Here is a 14,062-nt window from a genome sequence, read left to right as displayed (position 1 = left end):
TAGAGCCGGCCGCTGGCCGGCTGCACCCGTGCGCGATCGCGAGATTGCCGGCCAGCGGCCGGCACTACCGCCACCCACTACCTGCGACCGTCCCCAGATCTGGTAGAGCCGGCCGCTGGCCGGCTGCACCCGTGCGCGATTCCGAGGTTGCCGGCCAGCGGCCGGCACTACCGCCACCCACTACCTGCGACCGTCCCCAGGTCTGGTAGAGCCGGCCGCTGGCCGGCTGCACCCGTGTGCGATGCCCAGGTTGCCGGCCAGCGGCCGGCACTACCCTCCTCGGCGACCTACGACCAATAGGTGGCTGACAGGCCGCACCCCACCGCCCAGAATCGATCCATCGAACCTGGGAGGGTAGGCGATGGCCTCGACGGCAGCAGTACAGGACGGCTGGATGGCGCGCGCAGCGCTGCGCTCGGCCGCCTGGGCGGAAAAGTGGTTCCCCGATGCGTACGTGTTCGCGGTTCTGGGCGTTGTCATCGTCGCGCTGGCCGCGATGGGCTTCGGCTCGACCCCGCAGACCACCGCCAGCGCCTTCGGTGACGGTTTCTGGAGCCTGATCCCCTTCACCATGCAGATGGCCTTCGTGGTCATCGGTGGCTACGCCGTGGCCACCGCGCCGGTGGTCGCACGCTTCATCGATTTCCTGGCCCGGGTGCCGCGTACCGGCCGTGGTGCGGTGGTGTACGTGGGCCTGGTCAGCATGCTCGCTTCGCTGCTCAGCTGGGGCTTCTCGCTGGTGTTCGGTGGCCTGCTGGTGCGCGCGCTGGCCCGCCGTACCGAACTGCGCATGGACTACCGCGCGGCCGGTGCGTCGGCGTATCTCGGCCTGGGGGCGGTGTGGGCGATGGGGTTGAGTTCCTCGGCCGCACAGCTGCAGGCCAATCCGGCCAGCATGCCGCCGGGCCTGGTCGAGATCACCGGCGTCCTGCCGTTCACCGAAACCATCTTCCTGTGGCAGTCGATCGCACTGACCGCGGTGCTGATCCTGGTCTCGCTGCTGATCGCCTGGTTGACCGCACCGGCCGCCGGCAGTGCCCGTACCGCTGAAGACTTCCCCGGCGCCGCGCAGGCCGAGCCGCAGCCGTTGCAGCGCCGCACGCGCCCGGGCGAATGGCTGGAGTACAGCCCGCTGCTGACCGTGCTGCTCTCGCTGCTGGCGTTCGGCTGGCTGTTCAACGAGTTCGCCAACAAGCCGGTGGTCACCGCCATCGCCAACCTCAACACCTACAACTTCCTGTTCATTTCGCTGGGCCTGCTGCTGCACTGGCGGCCGCGCAGCTTCCTCAACGCGGTGGCCAAGGCGGTGCCCGGCACCACCGGCGTGCTGATCCAGTTCCCGCTGTACGGTGGCATCGCGATGATCCTCACCCACGCTGCCGGTGGCGACGGGCAGACACTGGCGCACCGGCTGTCGAGCCTGTTCGTGCACGTGGCCAGCACCGATACCTTCGCGCTGGTGATGGGTGTTTATTCGGCGGTGCTCGGCTTCTTCGTGCCCTCCGGTGGTGGCAAGTGGATCATCGAGGCGCCGTACGTGATGCAGGCCGCCAACGAACTGAAGGCACACCTGGGCTGGGCGGTGCAGGTCTACAACGCGGCCGAAGCGCTGCCGAACCTGATCAATCCGTTCTGGATGCTGCCGCTGCTGGGCGTACTGGGCCTGAAGGCACGCGACATCGTGGGCTTCACCTTCATCCAGCTGCTGGTGCACATCCCGCTGGTGCTGGGCCTGCTGTGGCTGCTGGGCATGACCCTGGCCTATGTGCCGCCGGTGATGCCCTGAATGCTGGGCTGGCTTGCCTGCGTGAGTTGGGAAGCCAGCCTCCTTCCGCGCGTGTTTCCGGCTGAGAACGCCATGAATGCGCGCCATGCTGACCACTGCATGAGCACATGCCGAACCCGCATGAATTCTTCAGCCGCTTGTGCCACAAGGGCTTCTGCGCGTTCATTCACAGGCGTACACGCAGATGTAGCCGCGCACCCACGCGTGATTAACCATTCGCTGCAGACGATGGCCACGTCCACCGCATTCCGCGAGTGGCTTTGGAGATCGGACATGGCACAGCAGAACCAGAACCCGAACCAGAAGCAGCAGGGCCAGCAGAACCAGGAGGATCAGCAGCAGGGTCGTGGCCGCGACCAGCAGCAGCAACAGCAGCAGGAACAGCAGCAGCGCAACCAGCGCAACCAGCAGCAGGGTGGGCAGGACGAGGAAGAGTGACCTCGCTACCAGCTCCGGTGATGCAAAGCCCCGCCCCGTGCGGGGCTTTGCTTATTCCAGCACGCCGACACGCTGCAGCACCGGCGCTGCCGACATGTCGTTCGGATTGGTGCCGGGCTGATCCTGCGGTACGTCCATGCCCATGCCGCGGTACAGATCCACCCAGTGCTGGGCGATCTCCCCGGTCTGCGGGTTGCGGAAGTTCATCGGCTGCAATGCGAACACGTGGTGCGCACGGAAGGCGCGTTCGATGAAGTCCGAGCAGTAGTAGCTGTCCTCGCTCAACACATACGACGTGTTGTACGGCTTGCCCAGCATCGTGCGCGCAGTGGCGACCGCATCCTTGATGGCCGCCTGCTGCGGCGCGTGCAGGCGATAGACCACGATCTGCCGCTGCTTGGCGCGCGCCTCCTGGCGGAACTCGACCAGCGATTGCCGGCGCGATCCTTTCTCGTCCGCATGCAATACCTCCCAGCCCTTCGGCGTGGAAGCGACCAGGGCGACGTGATCGAAGCTGGGCGCGCCCTGCTTGCCGGTGGCATCGTCGATGGCCGCACTGAGGCCGCTGCGGCCGGCGGTGACAAACAGCAGATCGCCTTCGTGGACATCGACGGCCATCGCCACCGCTGGCCACAGGGCGGGCAGCAGCAGGCCGATCAGGAGCAGGAGGCGATGCATGAGGACTCTCGGACAGGCGGAATGCCGGAATTGTAGGGCGCGCGGTAGCATGGAGCGACCGGACCGGATTCAGGATGAGCCCATGTGTCGATACCGTTCTGCCGCACTGCTGATGCTCGCCTGTGGCGTGGTGCTGGTTGCCTGCACGCCTGCGCCGCAGCCGCCGCAGACAGCGGGCGAAGCCGGGCCTGCCGCAGCGGCGCCGGCGATCACTGCCGCCGAGCCCACACCTGTGGCTGCACGCAGTGAATGCCCCCACCCGGAATTCGATACATTCCTGAAGCATTTCGGCAACGAGATCGCGCTGCAGGAAAAGGCCACCGCCGACCCGCTGCTGGACAGCTACATCGATGCGGAGGCCGAGCCGGAACCGCGCAAGGTGGAGAGCCGGCTGGCGCTGGCCGATGTCGAGTGGCCGGTGATGCCCGATCCTGCCGCATTGGCCGGGCAGGGCCGCGAAATGCAGGTCAGCCCCCTGGCCGATGGGCAGCGACAGGTGCAGATCCGTATGCCGGACAGCAGCGACCAGCAGACCTACACCTTTGCGCAGACGCCGTGTTGGACACTGGTCAAGCGTGAGGACGAGTCGATCTGAAACCTGATCCGGCACAGGCGCGGCGGGCCAGTGACTGCTAGGCTCGATCCCTGGTCCAGGCAGGGAGACGCCGATGCAGGCTTTCAGGAAGCACGCCACCACCACCGCCATCGCAGCTGTGCTGGCGATAGCCTCCCTCAGCGGCGCCCAGGCACAGTCGGTGCATGCCGATGACCGCGCCTACTTCGCCAATGCCACCGCCGAACAGGCCGCGCGTGACGCACTGGGCAAGCGCGTCGAGGCTCTGCAGCAGGCGTCCACCGTTGCACCCGCGGAACGCTTCCGGCAGGCCGAGGTACTGGAGGCGCAGTGCCTGCGCCATCACAGCTACCTGCACCTGCAGGCCGCCCGCAATGCGCGTGATCAGCGTCCGGCCCAGGCGCTGGACCAGGTGATGGGGCTGTGCAGCCGCATTGCCCGCAGCGGCCGCGCCGCTCTGCGCGAGGCGTCCGCGGATGCACCATGGGCAGCACCCTATGGCTTCCTGCGCGCACGCGCGTTGAAGGAGGCCGCCGCCCCGGCCAACGCCGCGCTGGATGAGGCCGTGGAGGCACTGGCCGATCCGGCGCTGGACAGCTTCGCGCGCCTGCGTGGGCAGATCCTGCGCAGCGCCGAGTACCCGCAGATCGAGCACGGCGGCTGGCACTGGGACACGGGGCGCGACAGGCAGGCACTGGCCCGGCAGCCCGACCGCGCCCTGCGCGAGGCGGGCTGGAAGGGCTACTGGCAAGGCCTGCAATCGCGCCGTGAGCCGATGGCGTCGGTGCTGCTGGGGCTGGTGCAGGTGAATGACGCCGCGGCACGCCTGCAGGCTGACGGCTCGGCGCCGGCACATGGCTATCAGCGCATGGGCCTGGATACTGCCGCAGTGGATGCAACGCTGGTGGCGATCGAACAGCATGCGGGAGACCGCCGCGCCTATCAGGAGATGCTGCTGCACCACGCTGCGCGATCGGGCATCGACGCGCCGCAGATCTGGGATACCACGGTGCCCGATGCTGGCTACACGCCACCGATGCTGACGCTGGCGCAGCTGCGCGACAACGCCGCCGATGCCATGCAGCACCTGGGCCCGGCGTACGTCGCTGAACTGCGCGCGCTGCTCGATCCGGCCAGCCACCGCATGGATCTGGCCACCGAACGCGGTGACCGCAGCCAGGACGCGTTCTCCGTGAGCGCTCCCGGTGTGCCGGCAATGCTGTTCGTTGGTGTCCGCAGCGGGGACCTGGAAAGCGATGTCGAGATCGCCCATGAAGCTGGCCATGCCGTGCATGGCGAGTGGATGCAGCGGGGTCATGCGTCGCCGCTGCAGCGCAATGGCAGCCAGTGGCTGACCGAGGCGTTCGCGATCTACAACGAGCTGCGCTTCCGCGACCAGCTGTACCAGCAGGCACAGGACCCGCGTGCCAAGGCCTACTACCTGAAATCGCTGCTGGACGACATGGTGCTGCAGCTGTTCACCTCTTCCGAGGAAGCGCAGCTGGAGCGGTCGATCTACCAGGGCGTTGCCGCCGGCACGCTGGGCACCGCCGATGACCTGGACGCGCTGACCGGGCGGGTGCTCGCACGCTTCGGCCAGCAACCGGAGCGCTACCCGCAGCTGCGCAACACCTGGATCGGCAAGCGCCTGATGTATGAAGACCCGAACTATCTGGTGAACTACCTGTATGCGGGTCTGCTGGCCGTGCAGTTGTATGTGCAGGACCAGCGCGATCCCGAGGGGTTCCGTGCGCGCTATCTTGCCGTGCTTGGCGAGGGCTTCGATCGCGCGCCGAACGAGCAGGTGGCGCAACTGCTGGGGCACGCGCCTGACTGGGCGGCCCTGGTGGATGCCGATCTGCAGGTGTTCAACCAGACGGCGGCACAGCTGCAGGCGCTGCATGCGCGGATCGAGGCAGGGCAGGGAACGTGAAGATGCTGCGCAGGATGACGTGCACCTGGGCCACGGCATGGCTGTTGATGCTGCTGTGCCTGTTGCCGAGGGTGGTGATGGCCGGTGCTGCAGTCCCTGCGCTGGATGATCCGGTGGTGGACGCCGCCAACGCACTTTCGGCGGATACCCGCGACAAACTGCGCACGCAGGCATTCCAGTTGCAGGCGCGCACCGGCGCGCAGCTGCAGGTGATGGTAGTCAACCATGTTGGCGACGAAGGCATCGAAGCTTACGCGCAGCGGGTGTTCGACCAGTGGCAGCTGGGCCGCGAAGGCGTTGACGATGGCGTGCTGCTGCTTGTGGCCGTGCAGGACCGCCGTGTACGCATCCAGACCGGCTACGGCCTGGAGGGCGCGATACCCGATGCCTATGCCGCCCGCATCATCGACAAGGCGATCGTGCCGCGTTTCCGCGATGGCGACCTTGACCAGGGCGTGCTGGATGGAACGAAGATCATAGTGGCGCTGATCGATGGCGAGGACCTGCCGGCATCGGAAGCGCCATCGATGCGCAACGTGCTGCCGGCCGATTGGCGCAGCGCAGACTCGGTGGTTGCACTGACGCTGCTGGCCGGCTTCCTTGCGGGTCTGTGGCGCTCGCCGCCCTCGGCGCAGGCGCACCCGGAGCGATTGCCGGCCTGGGCCCGCCCGCTGCTGGTGACGGCGGTGGTGGCCGCGGGCGTGCTGGCGGCGGCCATGTGGGCGCCACGCCAGGCACTGGCAGCGCTCTGCATCGTGTTGGCATTGTGCGTACCGGTGGCGAGCCTGCTTGGCTGGTGCTGGCGCCGTAGCCGCGGTGTGCGCGTGGTGCTGCTCGGCATGCTCGGGGTCAGTTCGGGGTTCTTCGTGGTGATGGTGGTGCGTGGCCAGTTGCCACCCAGTCTGGCCTTGCACACGTCGCTGGACCTGGCGGTAGGCATCATGGCCATGCTGGTGTTTTTCCTCGTACAGGCGTGCCGCGCGCGCTGGCACAAGGACCGCAGCAGCTTCGGGGTGAGGTGCGCAGTGCTGTTGCTGCTGACCGCTGGCTACGTGCTCTTCGCACTGCTGGCCATCGATCGCGCCGGCCCGGTTGCGCGCCTCGCCACGACGATCGGGTGGAGTGCCGGCACGCTCGTGCTGTACTTCACCTGGATCTTCACCATGCTGCCAGGTGAGAAGGCTCGCGGCAGCCGCAGATCATCCGGCGGCCACCGCAGCGCGTCCAGTTCGTCATCCAGCAGTTCGTCGTCGAGCAGCTCCAGCAGTTGGTCCGGAGGCGGCGGCCGCAGCGGCGGAGGCGGCGCGTCGGGCAGCTGGTAGATCAGGTCGCCTGCACACGCCAGCCGAGTGCAGCGTCCTCCACAACGCCCGGGCCGGCCACGTCGCCGACCTGCAGCAACAGCCCCTGCGCATTGGGCAGGTCCTTCTGCTCGGGGAACCAGCGCCGGTCCGCAGCGACCACGATCAGCAGCCCTTCGTCGTCGCCCATCGGCGCGAACTGCGGCGAAGGCGGGCTGATCGGTTGCAGGCCAAACCGCAGGCTGGACTGTTCGCGCACAGCATCGACATCGTGGCTGGGCAGGCCGACCTCGCTCAGGCAGGTCAGTTCGCTGCCGTGGAAGGCGCCCTGATGCGTACTGTCGGGCAAGCGGCGGCGGCCGATCAGTTCCAGGATCAAGCCATCGGGGCCAGTGAAGTACACCGACTGCGATTGCCAGCTGCTTTCCAGCGCGAAGTAATCCAGCCCTGCTGGATTGCGTTGCAGTGGCGTGCGTTCGCGCAGCCAGGTCATTGCCTCGCCGAAGCGGTTGTCCGGTACGTTGAAGGCCAGGTGCACGCCTCCGAGCGGACGTCCTTCAGCGGGCTGCAGTTCGATCGTGCTCCAGCCGATGTGCACATGGGGGCCGATCACGCGTTGCTGCAGGACATCGTGAAAATACGCAGCGACGGCGCCGACATCGGAGACCGGCAGGGTGAGGTGCAGCAGGCGCATGATCGTTCTCCGTGGACGCGATCACTGTAGCGCCGGGCCGCATCCGGCGGCCACTAGCGCAGTGCGTCGGCGAAGAATCGCGTGGCTGCATCCACCGCCTGCCGGTGGGTTTTCGTCCTGGGAACCGCAGTGCTGCAGAGCTCGGGCAGCCTCTGCCCGCCGACAACGGTACAGGCCGCCAGGAAGTCGTAGTGACCCACGTCCGGCAGGCGTTGCAGCGTTGCGCGCGGAATCTGCGCCTGTGCGGCCTCACCATTGGTCTCCGGTGGCGCGACGGTGTCTGCGGCCCCCAACATGATCGATACCGGCTGCCGCAACGCGGACAGCTGCGCGGGCGCGAACGCCTGCACGATGGCGGGTGCCAGCAGGAACACGGCACGCACGCCGGGAATCGCGCGCTGTGCGTCAGCCTCGGCGATCCAGGGGGCAAGCGCGGGCGAAGCCGCAGCGGCCCGGCGCGCCTGCATCGTGTGCGTGGCCGCCTCCTGTTGCGGTTGGCAGACGCCGTCATCCGGGTGCGCGGTGCAGAAGGCCAGCAGTCGCTGCAGGCTGGGCCGTGCACCGGCTGCCAGCAGCGCGGTGTAGCCACCGGCCGAGAAGCCGACCACGCCCAGCCGTTCTGGATCGACATGCGGGCCGAGGATCGGATCGGCCTGCACGGCGGCCAGCGCAGCGCGCAGATCATCCGCGCGCAGCCAGCTCAGCATGCTGCCGGCCAGCGTCATCTCGTCGGCACCGTTGTTGCCGGGATGATCGACCGCGATCACCAGATAACCGCTCCGCGCCAGCGCCGTGCCCAGCCAGCCCATCATGCGTGCGCTGCCGCCGTTACCGTGCGACAGCAGCAGCGTCGGCAGGCGAGCCCCCGCGACGGGAGCATCCACCGCTGCGCGTCCAACCTCGAACAGCGGTGCGTCGGGCGGGCCGATGGTCAGGGCGGTTTCCCGGCTGCCGGCCAGCGCTGGGTACCAGACCGTGTAGCGCAGCGCGTCGTGGTGCTGCGCATCGCGTACAGCCGCGCTGGCCACCATGGTGGCGCCGTGGCGCTCGCCGGCCGCCTGCGTCTCGCTGCCCTCGGCGATGGCAGTGGAGACCATGAGGATCATTCCCAGCACAGCGGCCATCATGCGCATCTTCAGTTCCTTGTCAGTTGGGACGTTCGTCGACTGGCAGCCAGATCTCCACGCCGCCGTTGCCGGTGTGCTCGTCGAAGCGGGTGTCGTAGCGCTCCAGATCGGGTGCATTGGCCAGGCTGAGGCCGGAGCCGGGCAGGTAATGGTCCAGCAGCCAGAACCAGGTCGAGCGGATGGCCGAGATGTGCCCGCCGTGCCAGGCCACAAGATAGCGGCGCGCCGGCACGTCCACCCGTTGCCAGTGCGCCGGCACGGTCGGCAGCGCGCTGGCGGGCAGTGCGGCAATGTAATCGAAGCCGCCATCGTCGTCGCTGTTGCAGCACGCACCGAAGCTGATTGGAGCGGCCGTCGGCCATTCGCGGTTGAGCTGCGCCCATTGGCCGGGAATTGCACCGCCACTGTCGCGGGTATGCCGCATGCCGATGCCCGCCACCTGGAAAGCGGGCGTGTCGAGCAGTCGCGGCGCCTCACCGCAGGGCGCCGGCGCATCGTCCACGCGGATCGCCTGTACCAGCGCGAGGCCATCGGTGCCCTGTTCGCGTACCCGTTCCGGCGTCTGCCCGAACTGTTCGTTGAAGGCGCGGGTGAACGCTGCATGGGTGGTGTAGCCCGCACCCAGTGCCACCTGCAGGATGTCGCCTGCGCCGGCGGCCAGCCGCTGCGCGGCCGCGGTCAGGCGCCGTCCGCGCAGGTAGCGCACCACCGAGGTGCCAGTGCGGGCCTGGAACAGGCGTGACAGATGGAACGGCGACAGCCCCGCTGCGGCGGCGATATTGGCCAGCGCCAAGGGCTGGTCCGCATGGGTTTCGATGTACCACAACGCCTTGCCTGCCGCGCTCATCCTGCCGTTCCCCGCATCCAATGCCGGCACAGTAGCGGATCGGCAGGCGCGGCGTTTAGCAGTTCTTGCGCTGCCGGGGCTTTGCGTCTGCCTGCGTACCGGCAACAATTCGTGCTTCATGGACGTGATGAGGGGCAGGGAGATGCGATCGACGACGTGGGATGCCAGGCCAGCGGAGCCCGGCCGATGATCGAGATGATCGAAATGCTGCTTGCCCTCTGGGTACTTCCCAGTCTGTTGACCCTGGCGCTGATGCTGCTGATGTTGTTCGGCGCGCCACGGTGGCGCGGCAATCCCTGGGTGTACCGTGTCGGCTTCGCGTTGCTGGGCGGGTTTCTGACACCGACGTTGTTGGGGGCCGGTCACGGTGGGTTGCCGTGCGCGACTATCGGCGGGCTGGTGATGATACTGACGCAGCTGCAATGGATCGGCGATCTGCAGGTCGACTTCATGGGGATCGGGATTCGCAACAGGGGCATCTGGATCATGTCCACCCCCGCCTTGGTGGTGTTCGCCGCCATGATGTTCGTTCCGCTGCGAACGGCACGGCCGACCCGTTTCGGCTTTGGCGACGACGCCAACGGCTAGCCGCAGTGTGCGGGGATGGGGCGTGGGTCTTCATTGCCACCCATGCATGGCGTGGATCTACGGATGAGCCCTGGCAGGGGCCAACCTTGGTTGGCGCATCAAGCTGTCGTACTGACGTCATGCCTCCTTCACACATCGCGCCGAGACTGCGCGCCTTGTCCAGGCCTGTTGTGTGCGCACAGGTGCTGGCCCTGTCGCGTCCTCCCGGAGCCCTGCCGTGCATCGTTCGAAGCTTTCGCGTTCCATCCTCCTCGCCCTTTCCATGGCCAGCGCAGGAGGCGCGATCGCAGCGGAAGCCGATGCGGTCGATGCCGCCGGCGGCAGCCACGCCGCACCCACCCAGCTCGACGCGATGCTGGTCACCGGTACCCGCGCCTCCAACCGCACCCAGTTCGAAACACTGGCGCCGGTGGACGTGTTCACCAAGGAAGACATCACGTCCGTCGAATCCACCGACCTGAAGGACGTGCTGGCGCAGCTGGTGCCGTCTTTCGTGGTGCAGCGCCTGCCGATGGCCGACGGCCAGGTGTTCGTGCGTCCGGCCACCCTGCGTGGCCTGTCGCCGGACCAGACCCTGGTGCTGGTCAACGGCCGCCGCTTCCACCGCAGCGCGCTGCTCGGCAACCGTGGTGCACAGGCGGCCGACCTTGCACAGATTCCGACCAGCGCGATCAAGCGCATCGAAGTGCTGCGCGACGGCGCATCGGCGCAGTACGGCTCGGACGCCATCGCCGGTGTCATCAACATCATCCTCGAGGATGGTCCGGGCACCGAGATCACCGCCGGCTATTCGCAGTACGCGCAGGGCGACGGTGCCTCCCGCGATTTCAGTGCGCGCACCGGCTGGTCGCTGGGCGACTATGGCAGCCTGGTGCTGTTCGCTGAATCCTCCAATTCCGATGCCACCTCGCGCACCCGCCAGCGCCCCGATGCCATCGCCTTCCAGGCCGCGCATCCCGAGCTGGACGTGCCCAACCCGGTGCAGCGCTGGGGCCAGCCGGAGCTGGAAAGCCGCCGCGTCGGCTTCAACGTGAAGGCCAACGCCAGCGAGACACTGGAACTGTATGCGCTCGGTCTGTACAGCCACAGCGACGGTGTCAGCGATTTCAACTGGCGCAACCCGGACACCACCACCGGCGCGTATCGCACCACCGCCATCTTCCCGGGCTGGAACCTGCGTTCGCTGTATCCGGTAGGTTTCAGCCCGCAGTACGGCAACACGCAGAACGACTTGCAGCTGGTCAGTGGTCTGCGCGGCGAGATCACGCCGAAGCTGCGCTGGGATGTCAGCGCCTCGTACGGCCGCAATGCCATCGACTACAGCCTGAAGAATTCGATCAACGCCTCGCTGGGTCCCGCCAGCCCGACCGCGTTCGATCTCGGCCGCCTGACCCAGACCGAGAAGAACGCCAACGCCGACTTCAACTACGAATGGGACGTGGCCGCGCTGTCCAAGCCGATCAACGTTGCCTTTGGTGGCGAGTTCCGCCAGGAGACCTACCAGGTGCGCGCCGGTGACCCGGCGTCGTACGCGGTGGGTCCGGGCGCGGCCGCGGGCCTGGAAGCCAATTCCAATGGCGCGCCGGGCTTCTCGGCCAGCCAGGCCGGGCAGTGGAGCCAGCGCAGCAAGGCCGCCTACGTGGACATGGAAGTGCCGCTGGGCGAGCGCTGGAGCATCGGCGCGGCCAGCCGTTACGAGGACTTCTCCAGCTTCGGCAGCACACTGGATGGCAAGCTGTCGGCGCGCTTTGCGATCACCCCGGACGTGGCCCTGCGCGGCACCGTGTCCAGCGGCTTCCGCGCACCGACGCCGGCGCAGCTCAACACCACCAGCACCACCCAGGGCCTGGACACGCGCACGCTGCAGATCTTCACCAGTGGCCGCCTGTCGCCGAACGATCCGCTGGCGCAGCTGCTTGGAGCCAAGCCGTTGAAGCCGGAGGAATCGCGCACCGCCTCGCTGGGCCTGACCTGGCGCACCGACCTGGGCCTGTCCGGCTCGGTGGATGTCTACCAGATCAAGCTCACCGACCGCTTCAGCCAGTCGGCCAGTTTCGCCATTCCGGCCGGTACGCCCAATCCGCTGGGCTACACCTCGGTGAACTACTTCACCAACGACTTCGACACCACCACCACCGGCGTGGACGTGGTTGGCAACTACCTGCGCGACCTCGGCGCCGGCCGCATGACGCTGACCCTGGCCTACAACTACAACCGTACACGCGTGGACAACGGCAGCACCTCGGTGGCCACCAATGAGACCCAGCGCGTCCTGTTCGAAGATCGCCTGCCCGAGCACAAGGGAAGTCTGACCAGCAGCTGGGACATCGGTGCCTGGTCGCTGATGGCGCGCATGCGCTACTACGGCGCCTGGACCGATTCCAGCGGCAACGCGGTGGGCGACATCTACCAGCGCTTCGGTGAGATGAGCTTCCTCGACCTGGCCGTGGGCTATCGCATCAACGAGCACCACAGCCTGCGCGTGGGCGCCGACAATGTGTTCGATCGCTACCCGGATGAGGCCACGTTCCAGGCCAGCCGTGGCCTGGTCTACTCGCGCAACGCGCCGTACGACACCGACGGTGCCAACCTGTACGCGCAGTACCGGCTGACCTTCTGATGGACGCTCGTCGTCGTTCCCTGCTGCGCGCCGGCACACTGCTGCCGGCCGCAGCTGCACTGTCTTCACTGCCTGCCAGCGCCGCTGCGCGTTACGCTTCGCCGATGGAGATTCCCTCGACGACCGTGGCGCCGGACGTGCTGGCCCGCGATGAAGGCTACTGGGCCGCCGTGGCCAGCCACTTCGACATCACCGATGAAGTGAACCACCTGGAGAACGGCTACTGGGGCGCGATGGGTCACGAGACGCTCGCCAGCTACCAGCGCCACACCACTGAAGTGAATCGTGGCAACGCCTGGTATGGGCGCCGCGCGTTTCCGGCGCAATACATGGCGGTGCAGCGAGAGGTAGCCGAACTGCTGGGTGTGGGTGCTGATGAGATCGCACTGACGCGGGGGGCCACCGAGGCGATGCTGGCGCTGATCGGTGGCTACAACCGCCTGCAGCCCGGCGACCAGGTGCTGTATGCCGACATCGACTACGACAGCATGATCGGCGCGATGCGCTGGCTGCAGCAGCGTCGCGGCGTGCAGGTCGAGCGTATCGCGCTACCGGCCGTGCCCGACCACGCGCAGATTCTGCAGGCCTACGAGGCCGCGTTCGCGCGGTTGCCGCGCCTGAAACTGGTGCTGCTGACCCAGGTCAGCCATCGCCATGGGCTGGTGCTGCCGGTGGCCGAGATCGTCGAGCGTGCGCGCGCACGCGGTATCGATGTGATCGTTGATGCTGCCCATGGGTTTGGCCAGATCGACTACGCGGTGCCGGATCTGAAGGCTGACTTCGTGGGCATCAATCTGCACAAATGGATCGGCGCGCCGGTTGGCGTCGGCGCGATGTACGTGCGCAAGGGGCGCGTGGCGGACCTGGATCCCTACATGGGTGAAACCGACGATGGCCGCGTGGGCAGCCGCGTGCACACCGGTACGGTCAACTTCGCCGCCTACCTGGCACTGCCGGAGGCGATTGCCCTGCATCAGCGCGTCGGCGTAGCCAACAAGCAGGCGCGGCTGCGCTACCTGCGCGAGCGCTGGACGCTGCCAGCGCGGCAGATGGCGCACATCGAGGTGCTGTCCTCGCCGAACCCGGCGCTGGCCAGTGCGCTGGCCAGCTTCCGCCTGCGCGGGCGCACCAGCGTGGCTGACAACATGGCTCTGCAGAAGCGACTTCTGGATGAGCATCGGATTTTCACCACGTATCGCGATGGCCTGGAATCGGGTGCCTGTGTACGCGTGACGCCGTCGGTGTTCACCCGGCCGGAGCAGATGGATGCGCTGGTGAAGGCCCTCTCCGCCTTGGCCTGACCCTGCTTTGGTGGGTGCCAACCTTGGTTGGCACATTCCAACCGTGCCGGGGAATCTTCCGCCGGCCAGCGGCCGGCGCTACCGGTCGGGTGGGTGCCGACTGTTGGTCGGCACATCCCATTCCACGATCTACCTCCGATCTGGTGGGTGCCAACCTTGGTTGGCACATTCCAAC

General features: G+C 67.4%; 12 protein-coding genes. 8 read left to right on the top strand and 4 right to left on the bottom strand.

Going from position 1 to position 14,062, the window contains the following annotated elements; all coding sequences use genetic code 11:
* Window positions 1-361 precede the first annotated feature (361 nt).
* Together AC5P8Y_RS19620 and AC5P8Y_RS19615 are read left to right on the top strand one after the other, a co-directional pair.
* The gene (locus AC5P8Y_RS19620) at window positions 362-1,786 is read left to right on the top strand and encodes a short-chain fatty acid transporter (RefSeq protein WP_495202135.1); all 1,425 of its coding nucleotides are present in this window, start codon (window positions 362-364) and stop codon (window positions 1,784-1,786) included.
* A gap of 273 nt (window positions 1,787-2,059) precedes the next feature.
* Window positions 2,060-2,224: a hypothetical protein gene (locus AC5P8Y_RS19615; RefSeq protein WP_172958425.1), complete on the top strand. Its 165-nt coding sequence runs from the start codon at window positions 2,060-2,062 to the stop codon at window positions 2,222-2,224.
* Between the two features lie 51 nt (window positions 2,225-2,275).
* Here the strand turns inward: AC5P8Y_RS19615 and AC5P8Y_RS19610 are convergent, their stop codons facing one another.
* Window positions 2,276-2,902 (bottom strand): YiiX/YebB-like N1pC/P60 family cysteine hydrolase, encoded by a 627-nt coding sequence (locus AC5P8Y_RS19610; RefSeq protein ID WP_024957999.1) that lies wholly within the window; start codon window positions 2,900-2,902, stop codon window positions 2,276-2,278.
* Window positions 2,903-2,984: 82 nt separating this feature from the next.
* Here AC5P8Y_RS19610 and AC5P8Y_RS19605 point away from each other — a divergent pair, with 82 nt between their 5' ends.
* The 3 genes from AC5P8Y_RS19605 (at window position 2,985) to AC5P8Y_RS19595 (ending at window position 6,731) form a co-directional block, all read left to right on the top strand.
* Window positions 2,985-3,497, top strand: coding sequence for a hypothetical protein (locus tag AC5P8Y_RS19605; protein ID WP_049432223.1), 513 nt, complete (start codon window positions 2,985-2,987; stop codon window positions 3,495-3,497).
* Window positions 3,498-3,570: 73 nt separating this feature from the next.
* On the top strand, window positions 3,571-5,409 hold the full coding sequence (locus AC5P8Y_RS19600) for a M3 family metallopeptidase (RefSeq protein ID WP_288468913.1): 1,839 nt from the start codon (window positions 3,571-3,573) through the stop codon (window positions 5,407-5,409).
* Window positions 5,410-5,411: 2 nt separating this feature from the next.
* Window positions 5,412-6,731: a TPM domain-containing protein gene (locus AC5P8Y_RS19595; protein WP_164208096.1), complete on the top strand. Its 1,320-nt coding sequence runs from the start codon at window positions 5,412-5,414 to the stop codon at window positions 6,729-6,731.
* Window position 6,732: 1 nt separating this feature from the next.
* Here the strand turns inward: AC5P8Y_RS19595 and AC5P8Y_RS19590 are convergent, their stop codons facing one another.
* The 3 genes from AC5P8Y_RS19590 to AC5P8Y_RS19580 are packed head-to-tail and all read right to left on the bottom strand — an operon-like array spanning window position 6,733 to window position 9,378.
* Window positions 6,733-7,404 carry a VOC family protein gene (locus tag AC5P8Y_RS19590; protein ID WP_033833737.1) on the bottom strand — a complete coding sequence of 224 codons (672 nt, stop codon included), beginning with the start codon at window positions 7,402-7,404 and terminating at the stop codon, window positions 6,733-6,735.
* A gap of 53 nt (window positions 7,405-7,457) precedes the next feature.
* Window positions 7,458-8,537 (bottom strand): alpha/beta hydrolase family protein, encoded by a 1,080-nt coding sequence (locus AC5P8Y_RS19585; protein WP_049432231.1) that lies wholly within the window; start codon window positions 8,535-8,537, stop codon window positions 7,458-7,460.
* 13 nt (window positions 8,538-8,550) lie between these two features.
* Entirely contained in the window at window positions 8,551-9,378 is an 828-nt protein-coding gene (locus AC5P8Y_RS19580) for a helix-turn-helix domain-containing protein (RefSeq protein WP_495202134.1), read from the bottom strand.
* Window positions 9,379-9,564: 186 nt separating this feature from the next.
* Between AC5P8Y_RS19580 and AC5P8Y_RS19575 the strand changes: the two genes are divergently transcribed.
* From AC5P8Y_RS19575 to AC5P8Y_RS19565, 3 genes are all read left to right on the top strand, one after another.
* The gene (locus tag AC5P8Y_RS19575) at window positions 9,565-9,966 is read left to right on the top strand and encodes a hypothetical protein (protein WP_049432236.1); all 402 of its coding nucleotides are present in this window, start codon (window positions 9,565-9,567) and stop codon (window positions 9,964-9,966) included.
* Between the two features lie 217 nt (window positions 9,967-10,183).
* Entirely contained in the window at window positions 10,184-12,586 is a 2,403-nt protein-coding gene (locus AC5P8Y_RS19570; RefSeq protein ID WP_080354658.1) for a TonB-dependent receptor plug domain-containing protein, read from the top strand.
* The gene (locus tag AC5P8Y_RS19565; protein ID WP_111188359.1) at window positions 12,586-13,887 is read left to right on the top strand and encodes an aminotransferase class V-fold PLP-dependent enzyme; all 1,302 of its coding nucleotides are present in this window, start codon (window positions 12,586-12,588) and stop codon (window positions 13,885-13,887) included. The genes AC5P8Y_RS19570 and AC5P8Y_RS19565 overlap by 1 nt, the downstream gene beginning before the upstream one ends.
* The last annotated feature ends 175 nt before the right edge of the window (window positions 13,888-14,062 follow it).

The sequence above is a fragment of the Stenotrophomonas sp. YJH_SMC_12-1 genome (assembly GCF_059370935.1).
The sequence above is the reverse complement of the archived record's forward strand: the minus strand, read 5'-3'. Positions and strand labels throughout refer to the sequence as shown.